This is a genomic window from Streptomyces sp. SudanB5_2050 (genome assembly GCF_964272335.1).
Taxonomy (GTDB): domain Bacteria; phylum Actinomycetota; class Actinomycetes; order Streptomycetales; family Streptomycetaceae; genus Streptomyces; species Streptomyces rochei.
This window is the reverse complement of record NZ_OZ186760.1, coordinates 2,288,939-2,306,891: the sequence shown is the minus strand read 5'-3', so window position 1 is coordinate 2,306,891 and position 17,953 is coordinate 2,288,939. Positions and strand designations below refer to the sequence as shown.

Sequence of the window (17,953 nt, the reverse complement as noted above, 5' to 3'; positions counted from 1 at the left end):
TTCCCGTGGGGTCCCATCGCCGCCTTGCACCAACCGGGTTCGACCGTGGCGCCACCGCCGCCGTCGGCCTGTTCTCCGTCGCCGCCGCGCTCCTGGGCGCCGTACCGGCCACGGCCGCCCCGCAGGACGACCGGCGGGCGGAGGTGGACCGGCTCTACACGGAGGCGGAGAAGGCGACCGAGGCCTACAACAAGGCCGACGCGCGCACCGACGCGCTGCGCGAGGAGGTCAGCACGGCCCAGGAGGCGATCGCCCGGCAGCAGGAGCGGATCAACTCCATGCGGGACGCGCTCGGTTCGCTGGCCGGCGCCCAGTACCGCTCCGGCGGCATCGACCCGTCGCTGGCGCTGCTGCTCTCCGCCGAGCCGGACGACTACCTGGAGCGGGCCGCCACGCTGGACCGGGTCACCACCCACCAGGCCGGCCAGTTGAAGGAGCTCCAGGAGGCCATGCGGGACCTGGCCCAGGACCGGGCCGAGGCCGCCGGCAAGCTCGCCGAACTGGAGAAGGGCCGCAAGGCGGTGGCCGCGCACAAGAAGACGGTGGAGCGCAAGCTCGCCGAGGCCCGCAGGCTCCTCAACTCCCTCCCCGACGAGGAGCGCGCCGACCACGCACGCGGCTCCCGGTCCGGCCGCACCGACCTGACCGCCCTCGGCGGCGACGCCCCCGCCTCCGGCCGCGCGGCCGCCGCCGTCGCCGCCGCCCGCTCCGCCCTCGGCAAGCCGTACGTCTGGGGCGCCAACGGCCCCGGCGGCTTCGACTGCTCCGGCCTCACCCAGTGGTCCTACGCCCAGGCCGGCGTCGGCCTGCCGCGCACCTCGCAGGCGCAGTCGGGCGCCGGACAGCGCGTCTCCCTGTCCGAGGCCCGCCCGGGCGACCTCGTCGCCTACCGGGACGACGCCAGCCACATCGGCATGTACGTCGGCAACGGCCAGGTCATCCACGCCCCCTACCCCGGCGCCCCCGTCCGCTACGACCCGGTCGGCATGATGCCGGTCTCGTCGGTGACACGGGTCTGACCCACCCGGCCCGTAGCCGGGCCGGACGCCGGCCGCGCCCGGAGAGCACCGGAGGGCACCGGAGAGCAGCGGTGACGGCCGCCGGGGCGGCCCGTTCGTCCGTCTCGTCCCCTGACCCCTTCGGCCCGGCGCCCGTACGATCGGGAAGGTGGCTGGTCGAAGGCGGGTGTCGGGTTCCTCCGTGGTGGCGCTGTGCCTGCTGCTCGTCTCCCTCGTGGCCTGCGGCGGCCGGACCACCGCCGACCCGGTGCGGACCGAGGTGCAGCAGGTGCTGGACCGGCGGGCCGCCGCCGTCCTCGGCCACGACCGCTCCGCCTACGCCCGCACCGGCACCGCGGCCTCCTTCGACAACCTCGGCGCGGTGCCGTTCGCCGCGTGGTCGTACCGCGTCACCGACGTGGACCGCTCCGGCGACACGGCCACCGCGGACGTCGAACTGCGCTACCGGCTCGACGGCTACGACCCGGGCCCCGTCACCACCCTGCGCACCGTGCGGCTGGAGCGGGACGGCCCGGACGGCGGCTGGGCCGTCGAGTGGGACCGGCCCGCCGCGAAGTCGGGCAGTCAGCCGTGGGACCAGGGCACGGTACGGGTCGTGAGGGGCACGCACAGCCTCGTGCTGGGGGTCGGCCAGTCCACCGGGGCGCTGCGCGGCTTCGCGGACCTGGCCGACCGGGCGGTGCCGGCCGTGTCGGACGCCTGGGACGGCGACTGGGCCGAGCGGGTCGTCGTCCTGGTCCCGGAGTCGCTGGAGGCGATGGCGGGCCTGCTCGGCTCACCGGCCTCCTCCTACCGGGGCATCGCCGCGGTCACCACCGGCGAGACCGGCGGCCGGGAGCACGCCCCCGCCGACCGGATCATCGTCAACCCCGACGCGTACGGGCTCCTGGGCACCCTCGGCAAACAGGTCGTCCTCACCCACGAGACCACCCACGTCGCCACCCGTGCCGACACCGACGCCGCCACCCCGCTGTGGCTGTCCGAGGGCTACGCCGACTGGGTCGGCTACCGGGGCAGCGGCCGCACCCCCGGCCAGGCCGCCCCCGGACTGGCCCGCGCCGTGTCCGAGGGCGAGGTGCCCCGGGACCTGCCGACCGACGAGGACTTCGGCTTCACCGCCGACGCGGACCGGCTGGCCCGCGCCTACGAGGGCGGCTGGCTGGCCTGTCTGATGATCGCCGACCAGTGGGGCGAGGACCGGCTGGACGCCTTCTACCGCGCGGTCGGCGCCCACGACCGGCGGGCGGGCGCGGTGGAGGACGCGATGGACGCGGTGCTCGGTATCTCGCCGGACGACTTCACGGAGCGATGGCGGGAGTACCTGCGGACCGAGCTCGGCTGAGCCGGCCCTTCCCGGCGGCCCGCCCGCGCGGCACCGTGCCGCGCCACAGGGCGCGGGCCGCGACCAGCGCCGCGGCCACCAGGAGGCCGTTGCGGACGAACAGCAGCCCGACGCCGACCGGATCGCTCGCGACGACCCGGGCGAAGTACACCGGGAACTCCAGCACCGTCACCGGGGCGGCCGCCAGCACCAGGACGACCGGCACCCGCATCCGGCTCGCCCGGAAGCACCCGCAGACCGCCGCCAGACCGATCAGCCACACCAGGTACTGGGGACTGATCACCCGGCTGGTGACGGTGAACATCAGCACCGCCGTGAACGCCGCGTCCGCCGCCGTGTGCGCCGCGAACCGCGAGGCCGCCAGCCGCCACAGCAGCAGCCACCCGAACGCCAGGGCGGTCAGCGCCAGCGCCACCGTGCTCACCGCGCCCACCTGGGGGCCCAGGAACTCGACCGAGCCGTAGTTGAGCAGCACCTGGCCGTCCCAGCCGAAGTGCCGGGCCACGTGGAAGACCAGCGCGCCCAGGGACTCCACCTCGGTGCCCCGCTCCCGCTGGAACGTCAGGAAGGCGAACGCCCCCGGCATCGTCACGGCGAACAGCCCCGCCAGTCCGGCCGCGCCCAGGGCCGCCGCGACCCACGGAGGGCGAGCGCGCATCCCGACCAGGAGCAGCGCCGGCCACACCTTCAGCAGCGCCCCCAGCCCCACCAGGGCGCCCGCGACCCGCGGATGCCTCCCCGCGGCCAGCAGCGCGGCCACCGCGACGGCGGTGACCATGACGTCGTAGCGGGCGTACACCGTCGGACCGAGCAGCGGGAGGCCCACCACCCACGCCCACGCCCCGCGCGGCGAGCGCTCGGTGCCCCGGCCCGCCCGCCACAGCAGGGCCAGCACGGCCAGGTCCGCGAGACAGGCCAGCACGAAGAAGGCCGTCGCGTACTCCAGGACGGGCAGCAGCGCGGGGGAGAGGATCGCCAAGGCCGCGGCGGGCGGGTACTGCCAGGTGACATCGCCCAGCGGAAACGTTCCGGTGCGCAGGATCTCGTACCAGTCGCGGTAGATGACGGACACGTCGCTGGTGACGTCCGGGCCCGGGAAGACCCACACCTTCAGCACGAACAGCAGCAGCACCAGCCGCGTGGCGGCCCAGGCCGTCAGCGGCCACACCGGTGACCGCCCCGCGTCCGTCGTCACCACGTGCTCCCTGCCCGTCCGCGTGCCGTGCCGTGCCGTGCGGCCATGATGACCCGGACACCTGTGCGCCTGCCACAGGACGCGGCCGGCCCCCGGGCCGTCCGGAGGGTTCGGTAGGGTCGGCGGCGTGCGCAAGACCTTGATCGTGACGAACGACTTCCCGCCCCGGCCGGGCGGCATCCAGGCCTTCCTGCACAACATGGCGCTGCGGCTGGACCCCGAGCGGCTCGTCGTCTACGCCTCCACCTGGAAGCGGGGCCGCGAGGGCGTCGAGGCCACCGCCGCCTTCGACGCGGAGCAGCCCTTCACCGTCGTACGGGACCGCACGACGATGCTGCTGCCGACGCCGGGCGCGACCCGTACGGCGGTCCGCCTGCTGCGCGAGCACGGGTGCACCTCGGTGTGGTTCGGCGCGGCGGCGCCCCTCGGCCTGATGGCCCCGGCACTGCGCAGGGCGGGCGCGGAACGCCTCGTCGCCACCACCCACGGCCACGAGGCGGGCTGGGCCCAGCTGCCCGCCGCCCGGCAGCTGCTGCGCCGGATCGGGGAGTCCACCGACACGATCACCTACCTCGGCGAGTACACGCGCTCCCGGATCGCGGGCGCGCTCACGCCCGAGGCGGCCGGGCGGATGGTCCAGCTGCCCCCGGGCGTGGACGAGAAGACCTTCCACCCGGGCAGCGGCGGCGACGAGGTGCGGGCCCGGCTGGGCCTGACCGACCGGCCGGTCGTGGTGTGCGTCTCGCGGCTGGTCCCGCGCAAGGGCCAGGACACCCTGATCCGGGCGATGCCGCGCATCCTCGCCGCCGAGCCGGACGCGGTCCTGCTGATCGTCGGAGGCGGTCCCTACGAGAAGGACCTGCGCCGGCTCGCCGAGGAGACCGGCGTCGCCGCCTCCGTCCGCTTCACCGGCGCCGTCCCCTGGTCCGAGCTGCCCGCCCACTACGGCGCCGGGGACGTCTTCGCCATGCCCTGCCGCACCCGCCGGGGCGGTCTCGACGTCGAGGGCCTGGGCATCGTCTACCTGGAGGCCTCGGCGACCGGCCTGCCCGTCGTCGCGGGCGACTCGGGCGGCGCCCCGGACGCCGTGCTCGACGGCGAGACCGGGTGGGTGGTGCGGGGCGGCGACCCCGACCAGGCCGCCGACCGTATCGTCACGCTCCTGGGCGACCCGGAGCTGCGCCGCAGGATGGGCGAGAGGGGCCGCGCCTGGGTGGAGGAGAAGTGGCGCTGGGACCTGCTGGCGGAGCACCTGAAGGCGCTGCTGTAGCGGAGGGTGCCCTCGCAACGCCGGTGAACGGCAGGCCGAGAAGGGGCGCGGGGGACCGCGCGACAAGCCACGACGAACCCGCACTCGCCGACGAACCGCCCCGGCACCCCCACAAGGCGCCCTACTTCGCGTAGATCGCCTCGATCTCGTCCGCGTAGTCCTTGGCCACAACGCTCCGCTTGAGCTTCAGCGACGGCGTCAGATGCCCCGACTCCTCGGTGAACTGAGCCGACAGCACCCGGAACTTCCGCACCGACTCCGCCTTGGACACCGCCGCGTTCCCGTCGTCGATCGCGTCCTGGATCGCCGCGAGCAGGTCCGGGTCCTCCCGCAGCGACACCGCGGTCGAGCCGGCCGGCTTCCCGTGGTCCGCGCACCAGCGTCCGAGGAACTCCTCGTCGATGGTGACCAGCGCGCCCACGAACGGCCGCCCGTCGCCGACCACCATGCACTCCGCGACCAGCGCGTGCGCGCGGATACGGTCCTCTATGACGGCCGGGGCGACGTTCTTGCCGCCCGCGGTGACGATGATCTCCTTCTTGCGGCCGGTGATCCGCAGATAGCCGTCCTCGTCCAGGGTGCCGATGTCGCCGGTGTGGAACCAGCCGTCGGCCAGCGCCTCGGCCGTCGCGCCCGGGTTGTTCCAGTACTCCTTGAACAGGTGCTCGCCGTGCAGCAGCACCTCCCCGTCGTCCGCGATGCGCACCACGGACCCGGGCAGCGGCTGACCGACCGTGCCGATCTTCTGCCGGTCCCAGGGGTTGAAGGCGGTGGCCGCGCAGGACTCGGTCAGGCCGTAGCCCTCCAGCACCGTGAAGCCGATGCCCCGGAAGAAGTGGCCGAGCCGCTCGCCGAGCGGGGCGCCGCCGGAGATGGCGTACTCGCCGCGCCCGCCGAGGACCGTGCGGAGCTTGCTGTAGACGAGCTTGTCGAAGACCTTGTGCTTGAGCCTCAGGCCGAAGGACGGCCCGGACGACGTGTCCAGCGCCTTGCTGTACGCGATCGCCGTGTCCGCGGCCTTGTCGAAGATCTTGCCCTTGCCGTCCGCCTGCGCCTTGGCCCGCGCCGAGTTGTAGACCTTCTCGAAGACGCGCGGCACGCCGAGGATCAGCGTCGGCCGGAAGGCGGCCAGCTCGTCGGTGAGGTTCTTGATGTCCGGGACGCAGCCCAGTTTGATCGGCGCGATCATCGGCGCGACCTGCACGAGGCGGCCGAAGACGTGGGCGAGCGGCAGGAAGAGGAGGACCGAGCACTCACCGGTGCGGAAGAGCGGACGCAGCCGCTCCACGACGTTGCCGCACTCGGCGAAGAAGCTGCGGTGGGTCAGCACGCAGCCCTTGGGGCGGCCGGTGGTGCCGGAGGTGTAGACGATGGTCGCCGGGTCGTCGGCCTTGGCGATCGAACCGCGCTCCTCGACGGCCCGGTCCGTGACGTCCTGGCCGAGGCGCCCCAGCTCCTCCACGGCACCGGAGTCGATCTGCCAGACGTGCTTGAGGGCGGGCAGCCGCTCGCGCACCGACTCGACGGAGGCGGCGTGCCCGGCGGACTCCACGACGCACGCGGTGGCGCCGGAGTCGCTGAGGATCCACTGCACCTGCTCGGGCGAGCTGGTCTCGTACACCGGCACGGTGATCGCGCCCGCGCTCCAGATCGCGAAGTCCAGCAGCGTCCATTCGTAGCGGGTACGGGACATCAGGCCGACCCGGTCGCCGGGCTGGACCCCGGAGGCGATGAGGCCCTTGGCGGCGGACTGCACCTCGGCGAGGAAGTCGCGGGCGTTCACGTCCTGCCAGACGCCGCCCACCTTGCGGGCGATGACGGCGACGTCCGGGTGCTGCGCGGCGTTTCTGCGGACGATGTCGGTCAGATTTCCGTCCGCAGGGACCTCGTACAAAGCCGGAAGGCTGAACTCGCGCAAGACTGCTGCTCCTCATAGGGCGCCGGCGCCACGACACTGTGTGATGCGACGGTGCGGTCCAAGGCTCGGGCAAGCGCTCCGGACGACTCATGCGGAATTCACATGTTGAAATCCAGAGCACGACTGGACTGCCCGGACGTTACCCGCCGGTATGGCTTCTCCGACAGGGGGTCCCCGCGAGATGTTCGCTGCGTCACACGGATGGGGTTTCCTTCGCGCACAGTAGTCGACACATCGACCGACCAGCCAGTAACCGCAGGTCCGACCGCCACTGTTCACCGGAGCCACGCGCTGCTTACGCTTGATCGCCATGGCACCCACACCGCCCGGCGACACGAGGACACGCGTCCACGTGATCAGCGACGTCCATGGCAACGCCCGCGACCTGGCGAGGGCCGGCGACGGCGCCGACGCCCTGATCTGCCTCGGCGACCTCGTCCTCTTCCTCGACTACGCCGACCACTCGCGCGGCATCTTCCCCGACCTGTTCGGCGTCGAGAACGCCGACCGCCTCGTCGAGCTGCGCACCGCCCGCCGCTTCGCCGAGGCGCGGGAACTCGGTGCGCGGCTGTGGGCGGGCGTCGACGGTGACCGGGCGGAACTGATCGAGGGAGCGGTGCGGCGGCAGTACGCCGAGATGTTCGCCGCGTTCCCGACGCCTACGTACGCCACCTACGGCAACGTCGACATGCCGCCCCTGTGGTCCGAGTACGCCGGACCCGGCACCACCGTGCTCGACGGGGAGCGGGTGGAGATCGGCGGCCGGGTCTTCGGCTTCGTCGGCGGCGGACTGCGCACCCCGATGCGGACGCCGTACGAGATCGGCGACGAGGAGTACGCGGCGAAGATCGAGGCCGTCGGCGAGGTGGACGTGCTGTGCACGCACATCCCGCCGGAGGTGCCGGAACTGGTCTACGACACGGTGGCGCGGCGCTTCGAGCGGGGCAGCCGCGCGCTGCTGGACGCGATCCGCCGCACCCGGCCCCGGTACGCGCTGTTCGGGCACGTGCACCAGCCGCTGGTGCGGCGGATGCGCATCGGGGCCACCGAGTGCGTGAACGTGGGGCACTTCGCGTCGACGGGCAAGCCGTGGGCGCTGGAGTGGTGAGCCTCGGTGACCAGGGGTGCGCGGGCAGGTGGTGACGGTCGCGCCGCCGGTGCGCGATAGCCTTCACGCGGCACACGTGCGCGCCACGGGCGCACGACGACCCTCAGTACCGGCCCGCATCCGACAGGAGCCACGGCGATGGCGGAACACACCAGCTCGAGCATCACCATCGAGGCGGCACCGGCCGACGTCATGTCGGTGATCGCCGACTTCGCCCGCTACCCGGACTGGACCGGCGAGGTGAAGGAGGCCGAGGTGCTCGCCTCCGACGCGCAGGGACGCGCCGAGCAGGTCCGGCTGGTCATGGACGCCGGGGCGATCAAGGACGACCAGACCCTCGCCTACACCTGGACCGGTGACCACGAGGTCTCCTGGACCCTGGTCAAGTCCCAGATGCTGCGCTCCCTCGACGGCTCCTACCTGCTCAAGCCCGTCGGCACGGGCACGGAGGTCACCTACCGGCTCACGGTCGACGTCAAGATCCCGATGCTCGGCATGATCAAGCGCAAGGCCGAGAAGGTCATCATCGACCGGGCGCTGGCGGGCCTGAAGAAGCGCGTGGAGTCCGCCTAGCCGCGGGCACCCGTGCCTCCCCCAGTGCCTGAACGGCCCGGGAGGTACCCCCGGGGCGGCACGGGTGGGCGGTGGGGGCACCTCCCGCTTGAGCGGAGCCGAGAGAGTGGGGGAGGCACCCCGCCACGCCGGGCCGGCACCCACTCGGCCGCGCCCCCACGCCGGTCGACGAGCCCGACCGGCGGAGCCCCCAGGTACCGTTCACCCCCATGCGCACCATCCTGATCACCGGCCCCGGCGGCAGTGGCCGTACCACCGTCGCCGCCGCCACCGCGCTCGCCGCCGCCCGCCGGGGCACCCGCACCCTCCTCCTCGGCGCCGACCGCGACGACACCCTCGGCGCCGCGCTCGGGGTGCGCACCGGTCCGCAACCGGTCACCGTCGAACCCGGCCTCACCGCCCTCCGCCCCGACCCCGCCCAGGGGTTCCGCGACGGCCTCGCCGCCCTCCAGGACCGCGCCGCCTCCGCCCTCGACCTGCTCGGCGCCTCCCGCCTCGACCCCGAGGAACTGACCCCGCTGCCCGGCGCCGACGAACTCGCCCTGCTGCGCGCCCTGCGCGACGCCGCCCTGGCCGAGGAGCACGACCTCCTCGTCGTCGACCTCCCGCCCGCGCCCCGCGCCCTCGCCCTGCTCGCCCTGCCCGAGGAACTCCGCCGCTACCTGCGCCGGCTGCTTCCGGCCGAGCGCCAGGCGGCCCGCGCCCTGCGCCCCGTCCTCGGCCGGCTGGCCGGCGTCCCCATGCCCGCCGAGGCGCTCTACGAGAGCGTCGCCCGCTGGGACCTGGAACTCGCCGCCGCCGAGGCCGTCGTCGCCGACCGGAGCACCGTCGTCCGGCTGGTCGCCGAGCCCGGCCCGGCCGGCGCCGACGCCGTCCGCGCCGCCGCGCTCGGTCTCGCCCTGCGCGGCCTGCGCACCGACCTGCTGGTCGCCAACCGGGTCCTGCCCGAGGAGGAGGTCCCGGCCGACAGCTGGCTCGCCGCCCCCCTCGCCCAGCAGCGCAAGGCACTGGCGGAGTGGCAGGGAACGTACGACGTCCGCACCGTCGCCCACCTCGGACACGACCCGCGCGGCACCGACGACCTCGCCGAACTCGACGCTCCCGGCGTCACCCCGCAGGCCGCCCCCGTCGAATGGCCCGTCACCGACCGGCTGGCCGACGACGGCGTCCTCGTCTGGCACCTCCCGCTGCCCGGCGCCGTGCGCGAGGACCTGGATCTGGTCCGTCGCGGCGACGAACTGGTCGTCACCGCCGGGCCGTTCCGCCGGATCGTCCCGCTGCCGTCCGCGCTGCGCCGCTGCACCGTCGACGGCGCCGCGCTGCGGGAGGGCACCCTCGCCGTCCGGTTCGCGCCGGACCCTCGGCTGTGGCCGCGGGGACGCTGATCCCGCCGCGTCCGTTCGGGTAACGTCGTAAGGACGAACCGTAGTCAGGAGTCCGTCATGAGCGAAGACCTCCCCCCGTCCGAGGCCGCCCGCCCCGACGAGGGCGACGCGGTCGACGAGGTGCGGGCCACCGACGCCGACGCCTGGGCGACGGCGTGCGCCGAGGACCTGGAGGCGGAGAAGGCCCGCCGCCGCGCCGAGTACGGCCCGCCGCCCGGTTCGGCCGCCGAGGAGCTGCGCAGGCTCGTCGACACCGTCGCGGACAAGCTGTCCGGCCTCCAGTCGCCGCTGCTCGGCCAGATCGCCGGCCCCGCCGCCCAGCAGGTGGTCCGGCAGGTCGTCCAGCAGGCGAAGGCCGCCGTCGAACCCGTCATCGAGCGCAACCCGGACGTCTTCGACCACCTCGCGGCCGCCGGCGGTGAACTCCTCGCCGCCTACCGCTCCGCCGTCCAGAACCAGGAGCGCCGCTGGACCGCCGGGGACGACACCGCCTCCACGGACCCGCGCGACCCCCGCGACCTGGACGGACGAGGCGACGACGGCAAGGACGACGGCGACGGGGGCACCGGCCCGGGACAGCGCATCGACCTGGACTGAGCCCTGCCTCGGGTACGGTTGGCCATAGCGGGGCTCGACCGAACTGAGGGATTCATGGGACTCACCATCGGCGTCGACATCGGCGGCACGAAGATCGCGGCCGGCGTGGTCGACGAGGAAGGCAACATCCTCTCGACCCACAAGGTGCCGACCCCCACCACGCCCGAGGCCATCGTGGACGCCATCGCCTCGGCGGTGGAGGGCGCGCGCGTGGGGCACGAGATCGTCGGCGTGGGCATCGGTGCCGCCGGATACGTCAACCGCCAGCGCTCCACGGTCTACTTCGCGCCCAACATCGACTGGCGCCAGGAGCCGCTGAAGGAGAAGGTCGAGGCCCGCGTCGGCCTCCCGGTCGTCGTGGAGAACGACGCCAACGCCGCGGCCTGGGGCGAGTACAAGTTCGGCGGCGGCAAGGGCCACCGCAACGTCATCTGCATCACCCTCGGCACCGGCCTCGGCGGCGGCATCATCATCGGCAACAAGCTGCGCCGCGGCCACTTCGGCGTGGCCGCCGAGTTCGGCCACATCCGCATGGTGCCGGACGGCCTGCTGTGCGGCTGCGGCTCGCAGGGCTGCTGGGAGCAGTACGCGTCGGGCCGGGCGCTGGTGCGGTACGCCAAGCAGCGCGCCAACGCCACCCCGGAGCGCGCCGAGGTGCTGCTGGCGCTCGGCGACGGCACCCCGGACGGCATCGAGGGCAAGCACATCTCCGTCGCCGCCCGCCAGGGCTGCCCGGTCGCCGTCGACTCCTACCGCGAGCTGGCCCGCTGGGCCGGCGCCGGACTCGCCGACCTGGCCTCGCTCTTCGACCCGTCCGCCTTCATCGTCGGCGGCGGCCTCTCCGACGAGGGCGACCTGGTCCTCGACCCGATCCGCAAGTCCTACAAGCGGTGGCTGGTCGGCGGCAACTGGCGCCCGGTCGCCGACGTGATCGCCGCCCGGCTCGGCAACAAGGCCGGCCTGGTCGGCGCCGCCGACCTGGCCCGGGAGCCCGACCCGATCATGTGACGACCACGCCCCGGTGCCGGGGCGTGTGCCGACCTGGCAGGCGCGCGGGGCGGAGTCCGTTCGGGGCTCCGCCCCGCGCGCGCGACGAGCCACGCCCCACCGGCGGTCGCCCCCGCTCCCGGCGCCCCCCTGGGCGTACATTGATCCACATGGAGCCGCTCCCCAACTCCCGCACCGAACCCGACGGTTCCGCCGTCATCCGGGTCCTCAGCTACAACATCCGCTCGATGCGCGACGACACCGCCGCCCTCGCCCGCGTCATCGCCGCCTGCGAGCCCGACCTCGTCCTCCTCCAGGAGGCCCCCCGCTTCTTCCGCTGGCGCAAGAAGCTCGCCCGCCTGGCCCGCGCCGCGGACCTCGTGATCCTCTCCGGCGGCGGCACCGCCGCCGGCCCCGCGCTGCTGTGCTCCCTGCGGGCCACCGTCGAGCGCACCGAGGACGTGCTGCTCCCGCTCACCCCCGGCCGGCACCGGCGCGGCCTCGCCACCGCCGTCGTCCGGATCGGCGGGGCCCGGCTCGGCGTCCTGAGCTGCCACCTGTCCCTCGACGCCGAGGAGCGCCATGAGCAGGCCGGCCTGCTCCTCGACCACCTGGCCGGCCTGGGCGTGACCCACGCCGTGGCGGGCGGCGACCTGAACGAGCGCCCGGGCGGCCGCACCTTCCGGCGGCTCGGCGACGGGCTGCGGGACTGCTGGACGGCCGCGCCCCGGGGCGGCGAGTACACCTTCCCCGCCACCGATCCCGACCGGCGCATCGACGCGGTCTTCGTCACGGAGGGCGTCGAGGTGCTGGGGTGCGGAGTGCCGCTGGGGCTCCCCGGGGTCGCCGAGCACGACCTGAGGGCGGCCACGGACCACCTGCCGGTCCTGAGCGCCCTCCGGGTGCCCGCCGCGACCGAGGACTGATCCGCGCGCCCGCGCCCTGGGGGCCCGCGCCCCCGGGCTCCGCGCACCCGCGCCGCGGGCCCCGCCTCGCACCGCGCGGCCCGTCCCGCCGGGCCGGCCCTAGACCACCGCGCCCCGCCCGGGATCGTCGTCGTCCTCGTCCCCCGGGCGCATCCGCATGACCAGCGTCGCGAAGCCGCCGAGGAAACCGCCGATGCCCAACGTCGTCAGCCACCAGGTCATGTCCCAGCCGAGCACCACCGCCAGCAGGATCAGCACCGGCCCGCCGAGCACGCCCAGCCAGGCGAACTTCGCGGTGGTGTCGCCCTCGGGCAGCGGCGGCGGCTCCGGCGGTACGAAGTGGCCCTCGTCGTCCTCGCCGAGGTCGTCCTCCGAGGGCTCGGCCAGGCTGTGGTCGCGGGGGCCCGCCACCCCGGGGGCGAAGGCGACGGAGCTGCCCAGCGGACGGGCCGAGGCGGGCTGGTCCGGCGTGGGCCGGTCGCCCTCGGGCCGGTCGGCCCCGGACCTGTCGCCCTCGGGCCGGTCGTCGTTGGTCTCGGCCTCCAGCAGCGCCAGATCCTCCACCGATTTGAACGGCTTCGCGCCCGGCGGGTCCGGCGGCTCGTCCCCGTACCCGGCGACGATCGCCGCCCAGGCCGCGTCCTCGTCCAGCGGCACGACCGGGTCCCCGGGGCCGCCGGAACCGCGGTCGGCCGGGTGCTCCCGCCCCTCCCGGTGCTCCGCCGTCCGCTCCGGTTCCCGGTCCTCGGGCCCGCCGCGCTCCTCACGGTCCGCGCGGTCGGAGTCGTGCTCAGCCACCTGTGGTCGTCCCTTCCTTGCCGAGACCGGGCTCCGGCTCCCCGACGGAACCGGGCGCGAGCCGGCCGATGAACGCGACGCTCTCGGCGAAGACCCGGTCCGCGTCGTGGTCCAACGTCGCCACGTGGTAGCTCTGTTCCAGCAGGACCTCCGTCACGTCCGTCGACGAGACGCGGCCGAGGATGCGGGCCGAGTCGGCCGGCGGCACCACGTGGTCCTGCGGGCTGCGCATCAGCAGCAGCGGCTGCGTCACCTGCGGCAGATCGCGGTCGGCCAGCCGGAAGAACGCGCGCAGCGAGTGCGCCGCGTGCAGCGGAACCCTGTCGTACCCCAGCTCGGTGCTGAGCGGCTTGGCGATGTCGCTGGCGATGCCCTTCGTCGCGGGCACCAGATGACGCAGGACCGGGAGGGCGTGCTGGGCCACGCCGTGCATCCGGTTCGCCGGGTTGACGACCATGACGCCCGCGACCGCGTCCCCGTGCTTGGCGGCCAGCCGCAGCGCCAGCGCGCCGCCCATGGAGAGACCGGCCACGAAGACGCGCGCACAGCGCTCCCGCAGGGCGCGCAGCTCGCGGTCCACCTCCGCGTACCAGTCCTGCCAACCGGTGACCTGCATGTCCTGCCAGCGGGTGCCGTGCCCGGGCAGCAGCGGCAGCGCGACGGTCAGACCCCGCTCGGCGAGGTGGCGGGCCCAGGGGCGCAGGGACTGCGGGGAACCGGTGAAGCCGTGACAGAGGAGGACGCCGACCTCCCCGCCCTCATGGCGGAACGGCTCGGCTCCGGGCAGGACCGGCACGTCTCGGTCTCCTGTCGTCAGGGGGCCGGCACAGCCGGCACGTCGGGTGCGGTACTTGCGGGTACTTCACCGTACGCGACCGCACTGACACCGACCAGGGCCGTCGGGGCCATTGACGGTGCCCCGGGTTAAGGTCTGACCACGGACACAGGAGGCACTCGGTTGTTGTACGGCGCGATGAAGGTCACCGTCGGGGGTTCGCTGAAGCTTGCCTTCCGCCCCTGGGTGGAGGGCCTGGAGCACATCCCGGCCGAGGGCCCGGCGATTCTGGCGAGCAACCACCTGTCGTTCTCCGACTCGTTCTTCCTGCCCGCCGTCCTCGACCGCAAGGTGACCTTCATCGCCAAGGCCGAGTATTTCAACACCCCCGGGGTCAAGGGCCGGCTGACCGCCGCGTTCTTCAAGGGCGTCGGCCAGCTCCCCGTGGACCGCTCCGGCGCGCGGGGCGCGGGCGAGGCCGCCATCAAGAGCGGCATAGAGGTCCTGGAGCGCGGTGAGCTGTTCGGCATCTACCCCGAGGGCACCCGCTCCCCGGACGGCCGGCTCTACCGCGGCAAGCCCGGCGGCCTCGCGCGGGTGGCGCTCGCCACCGGCGCGCCCGTCATCCCGGTCGCCATGATCGACACCGAGAAGATCCAGCCGCCCGGCAAGGTGATGCCGAAGCTGATGCGGCCCGGCATCCGCATCGGTGAACCCTGGACTTCACCCGCTACCAGGGCATGGAGCACGACCGCTTCGTGCTGCGCGCGGTGACCGACGAGGTCATGTACGAAATCATGAAGCTCTCCGGCCAGGAGTACGTCGACATGTACGCGACCGCCATGAAGCGGCAGATCGCGGAGGCGGCGAAGGCCGAGAAGGAGGCGGGCAAGGCCGCGAAGGCCGCGCTCGCCCAGGCGGAGAGGGAACAGGCCGCCAAGGAGAAGGAACAGGCCGCCGAGGAGCGGGCGGAGCGGGACCGGTCCGCCGAGCGGCCCGACGGCCGATAGCGCTCCCGGCCGGGGACAGGGACGGACGGGCCGGGGACGGGGGGACATGGCCAGGCGCGAGAGAGTCATGAGGATGTCGGTCGAGCAGCCGCTGTGGCGCGCGCTCGCCGGCTACCGCGTGCTCACCATGCTGTACGCGATCGGCTTCTTCATCACCGCCTGGTCCGGCTTCGTCCGCCCCTGGCTGGCCGTCGCCTACTACGCCGTCCTCTTCGTCTGGACCCTGGCGACCCTGCCCAAGGTCTCCGGCGCGGCGAGCTGCACCAAGCGGTTCCTCGCCGCCGACCTCACCGTCGCCCTCACCGGCGTCCTGATCACGCCGCTCGCCGACGCGCCCGAGCGGGTCATGGACGGCGGTCCGACCCTGCCGTCGATATGGACGGCCGGCTCCGTCCTGGCCTTCGCGATCAAGGGCGGCTGGCGCTGGGCCGCCGTCGCCTCCACCCTCGTCGCCGTCGCCAACCTGATCGAGCGCGGCCACCCCGCCCGCGACACCGTCCACAACGTCATCCTGGTCTGGGTCGCCTCCATCGCCATCGGCTACGTCGTCGAGGTCGCCCGGGCCTCCGAACGCACCCTCGCCCGCGCCCTGGAGATCGAGGCGGCGACCCGGGAGCGGGAGCGACTGGCCCGGGACATCCACGACAGCGTGCTGCAGGTGCTCGCCATGGTGCAGCGGCGCGGCGCCGTGATCGGCGGCGAGGCGGCCGAGCTGGGCCGGCTGGCCGGCGAGCAGGAGGTCGCCCTGCGCACCCTGGTCTCCGGCGGCCTGGTGCCCGTCTCCCGTGTGTCGGAGGACGCCGCCGAGGGCGCGCTGGTCCGCGCGGTGGACGAACCGGAGGCCACGGACACCGACGGGCCGGTCGACCTGCGGGCCCTGCTCGCCCCGTACGCCGGTTCCCTGGTGAACCTCGCCGAACCGGGCGCCCCGGTGCTGCTGGCGCCGGCCGCGGCCCGGGAGCTGGCGGCCGCGGTGGGGGCCGCCCTGGACAATGTGCGCAAGCACGTCGGAGCCGACGCGCGCGCCTGGATCCTCGTCGAGGACGAGCCCGACGAGGTGATCGTGACCGTCCGCGACGAGGGGCCCGGCATCCCCGAGGGACGGCTCGCCGAGGCCGAGGGAGAGGGGCGGCTCGGCGTCGCCCTGTCGATCCGGGGCCGGCTGCGCGACCTCGGCGGCACGGCCGAACTGATCTCGGTGCCCGGGCAGGGCACGGAGGTCGAACTGAAGGCACCGAAGAAGACCGGCAGTACCACCGCACGGGGGAAGGCAGCGGACCGATGACCGAACGACAGGAACCGATCAGGGTCATGGTGGTCGACGACCACCCCATGTGGCGCGACGCCGTCGCCCGGGACCTCGCCGAATCCGGCTTCGACGTGGTCGCCACCGCCGGCGACGGCGACCAGGCCGTGCGCCGCGCCCGCGCCGCCGCCCCCGACGTCCTCGTCCTCGACCTCAATCTGCCCGGTAAGCCCGGGGTGCAGGTCTGCAAGGAGGTCGTCGGCGCCGATCCGAAGCTGCGCGTCCTCGTGCTCTCCGCGAGCGGCGAGCACGCCGACGTCCTGGAGGCCGTGAAGTCCGGCGCGACCGGCTACCTGCTGAAGTCGGCCTCCACCGAGGAACTGCAGGACGCGGTGCGCCGCACGGCCGCCGGCGACCCGGTGTTCACCCCCGGACTGGCCGGACTCGTCCTCGGCGAGTACCGGCGCCTCGCCTCCGAGCCGGCGCCCGCGGCGGAGACCGGCGACCCCGGGGCGCCCCGGCTCACCGACCGCGAGACCGAGGTGCTGCGCCTGGTCGCCAAGGGCCTGAGCTACAAGCAGATCGCCGAACGCCTCGTCATCTCCCACCGCACCGTGCAGAACCACGTCCAGAACACCCTCGGCAAGCTCCAGCTCCACAACCGCGTGGAACTGGTGCGGTACGCGATAGAACGGGGTCTGGACGACGCGTGACCCCGCGCGGGACAGTGGCGGTGGCCTGAACCACCCGCTGTGGCAAGGGAGTTGCGCGATGAAGGTCGGAATACTGACCGGAGGCGGTGACTGTCCCGGGCTCAACGCCGTCATCCGGGCCGTCGTCCGCAAGGGCGTCCAGGAGTACGGCTACGGATTCGTCGGCTTCCGGGACGGCTGGCGCGGCCCCCTGGAGGGCGACACCGTCCCGCTCGACATCCCGGCCGTCCGCGGCATCCTGCCCCGCGGCGGCACCGTCCTCGGCTCCTCGCGCACCAACCCGCTCCAGCACGAGCACGGCATCCGGCGCATCAAGGAGAACCTGGCGAAGCTCGGCGTCGAGGCCCTCATCACCATCGGCGGCGAGGACACCCTCGGTGTCGCCACCCGCCTCGCCGACGAGTACGGCGTGCCCTGCGTCGGCGTCCCCAAGACCATCGACAACGACCTGTCCGCCACCGACTACACCTTCGGCTTCGACACGGCCGTCTCCATCGCCACCGAGGCCATCGACCGGCTGCACACCACCGCCGAGTCCCACATGCGGGTGCTGGTCGTGGAGGTCATGGGCCGGCACGCCGGATGGATCGCCCTGCACTCGGGCCTGGCCGGCGGCGCCAACGTCATCCTCATCCCCGAGCAGCGCTTCGACACCGAGCAGGTGTGCGCCTGGGTGACCTCCCGGTTCCGGGCGTCGTACGCGCCGATCGTGGTCGTCGCCGAGGGGGCGATGCCGCGCGACGGCGACATGGTGCTCAAGGACGAGACGCTGGACTCCTACGGGCACGTCCGGCTGTCCGGCGTGGGGGAGTGGCTGGCGAAGGAGATCGAGAAGCGCACCGGGAAGGAGGCCAGGACCACGGTCCTCGGCCATGTCCAGCGCGGCGGCACGCCCAGCGCCTTCGACCGCTGGCTTGCCACCCGGTTCGGACTGCACGCCGTCGACTGCGTGCGCGACGGCGACTTCGGCAAGATGGTCGCCCTGCGCGGCACGGACATCGTCCGCGTCCCCATCGCCGAGGCCACGGCCCGGCTGAAGACGGTCGACCCGAAGCTGTACGAGGAGGTCGGGGTCTTCTTCGGCTGACCGG

The 17,953-nt window shown here is 74.0% G+C and carries 16 protein-coding genes and 1 pseudogene; 13 read left to right on the top strand and 4 right to left on the bottom strand.

Annotated features, from left to right (window positions below; translation table 11 throughout):
* Positions 1–5 precede the first annotated feature (5 nt).
* Both ACFZP7_RS10300 and ACFZP7_RS10295 read left to right on the top strand, forming a co-directional pair.
* Positions 6–1,019 carry an NlpC/P60 family protein gene (locus ACFZP7_RS10300; RefSeq protein WP_019327948.1) on the top strand — a complete coding sequence of 338 codons (1,014 nt, stop codon included), beginning with the start codon at positions 6–8 and terminating at the stop codon, positions 1,017–1,019.
* Positions 1,020–1,167: 148 nt separating this feature from the next.
* Entirely contained in the window at positions 1,168–2,361 is a 1,194-nt protein-coding gene (locus tag ACFZP7_RS10295) for a hypothetical protein (RefSeq protein ID WP_385634271.1), read from the top strand.
* Here ACFZP7_RS10295 and ACFZP7_RS10290 read toward each other — a convergent pair.
* Entirely contained in the window at positions 2,318–3,559 is a 1,242-nt protein-coding gene (locus tag ACFZP7_RS10290) for a glycosyltransferase 87 family protein (RefSeq protein WP_385634270.1), read from the bottom strand. The genes ACFZP7_RS10295 and ACFZP7_RS10290 overlap by 44 nt on opposite strands.
* Before the next feature lie 124 nt (positions 3,560–3,683).
* Here ACFZP7_RS10290 and ACFZP7_RS10285 point away from each other — a divergent pair, with 124 nt between their 5' ends.
* Entirely contained in the window at positions 3,684–4,826 is a 1,143-nt protein-coding gene (locus ACFZP7_RS10285; protein ID WP_137960871.1) for a glycosyltransferase family 4 protein, read from the top strand.
* A gap of 121 nt (positions 4,827–4,947) precedes the next feature.
* Here ACFZP7_RS10285 and ACFZP7_RS10280 read toward each other — a convergent pair whose 3' ends face one another.
* Positions 4,948–6,744 (bottom strand): AMP-dependent synthetase/ligase, encoded by a 1,797-nt coding sequence (locus ACFZP7_RS10280; RefSeq protein WP_385634269.1) that lies wholly within the window; start codon positions 6,742–6,744, stop codon positions 4,948–4,950.
* A 310-nt stretch (positions 6,745–7,054) separates the two neighbouring features.
* Here ACFZP7_RS10280 and ACFZP7_RS10275 point away from each other — a divergent pair, with 310 nt between their 5' ends.
* From ACFZP7_RS10275 to ACFZP7_RS10250, 6 genes are all read left to right on the top strand, one after another.
* Positions 7,055–7,852 carry a metallophosphoesterase gene (locus ACFZP7_RS10275; protein ID WP_078911908.1) on the top strand — a complete coding sequence of 266 codons (798 nt, stop codon included), beginning with the start codon at positions 7,055–7,057 and terminating at the stop codon, positions 7,850–7,852.
* 138 nt (positions 7,853–7,990) lie between these two features.
* Positions 7,991–8,425: an SRPBCC family protein gene (locus tag ACFZP7_RS10270; RefSeq protein WP_030971910.1), complete on the top strand. Its 435-nt coding sequence runs from the start codon at positions 7,991–7,993 to the stop codon at positions 8,423–8,425.
* 209 nt (positions 8,426–8,634) lie between these two features.
* Positions 8,635–9,810 (top strand): ArsA family ATPase, encoded by a 1,176-nt coding sequence (locus ACFZP7_RS10265; RefSeq protein WP_385634268.1) that lies wholly within the window; start codon positions 8,635–8,637, stop codon positions 9,808–9,810.
* Positions 9,811–9,867: 57 nt separating this feature from the next.
* Positions 9,868–10,407: a DUF5304 domain-containing protein gene (locus ACFZP7_RS10260; RefSeq protein ID WP_019327957.1), complete on the top strand. Its 540-nt coding sequence runs from the start codon at positions 9,868–9,870 to the stop codon at positions 10,405–10,407.
* Positions 10,408–10,461: 54 nt separating this feature from the next.
* Positions 10,462–11,415: an ROK family glucokinase gene (locus ACFZP7_RS10255; protein ID WP_019327958.1), complete on the top strand. Its 954-nt coding sequence runs from the start codon at positions 10,462–10,464 to the stop codon at positions 11,413–11,415.
* Positions 11,416–11,564: 149 nt separating this feature from the next.
* A complete protein-coding gene (locus ACFZP7_RS10250; RefSeq protein ID WP_385634267.1) occupies positions 11,565–12,320 on the top strand; it encodes an endonuclease/exonuclease/phosphatase family protein in 756 nt (251 codons plus the stop codon).
* Positions 12,321–12,419: 99 nt separating this feature from the next.
* Here the strand turns inward: ACFZP7_RS10250 and ACFZP7_RS10245 are convergent, their stop codons facing one another.
* A complete protein-coding gene (locus tag ACFZP7_RS10245) occupies positions 12,420–13,118 on the bottom strand; it encodes a hypothetical protein (protein WP_031016951.1) in 699 nt (232 codons plus the stop codon).
* Positions 13,111–13,914: a carboxylesterase gene (locus ACFZP7_RS10240; RefSeq protein WP_031016952.1), complete on the bottom strand. Its 804-nt coding sequence runs from the start codon at positions 13,912–13,914 to the stop codon at positions 13,111–13,113. Before ACFZP7_RS10240 ends, ACFZP7_RS10245 begins: the two co-directional genes overlap by 8 nt.
* Before the next feature lie 177 nt (positions 13,915–14,091).
* Between ACFZP7_RS10240 and ACFZP7_RS10235 the strand changes: the two are divergent.
* From ACFZP7_RS10235 to ACFZP7_RS10220, 4 genes and pseudogenes are all read left to right on the top strand, one after another.
* A pseudogene (locus tag ACFZP7_RS10235) lies at positions 14,092–14,903 on the top strand (lysophospholipid acyltransferase family protein).
* 46 nt (positions 14,904–14,949) lie between these two features.
* Positions 14,950–16,188: a MacS family sensor histidine kinase gene (gene macS / locus ACFZP7_RS10230; protein WP_029393874.1), complete on the top strand. Its 1,239-nt coding sequence runs from the start codon at positions 14,950–14,952 to the stop codon at positions 16,186–16,188.
* Positions 16,185–16,862, top strand: coding sequence for a response regulator transcription factor (locus ACFZP7_RS10225; RefSeq protein WP_030971926.1), 678 nt, complete (start codon positions 16,185–16,187; stop codon positions 16,860–16,862). Before macS ends, ACFZP7_RS10225 begins: the two co-directional genes overlap by 4 nt.
* A 58-nt stretch (positions 16,863–16,920) precedes the next feature.
* Positions 16,921–17,949, top strand: coding sequence for a 6-phosphofructokinase (locus ACFZP7_RS10220; protein WP_175461446.1), 1,029 nt, complete (start codon positions 16,921–16,923; stop codon positions 17,947–17,949).
* The last annotated feature ends 4 nt before the right edge of the window (positions 17,950–17,953 follow it).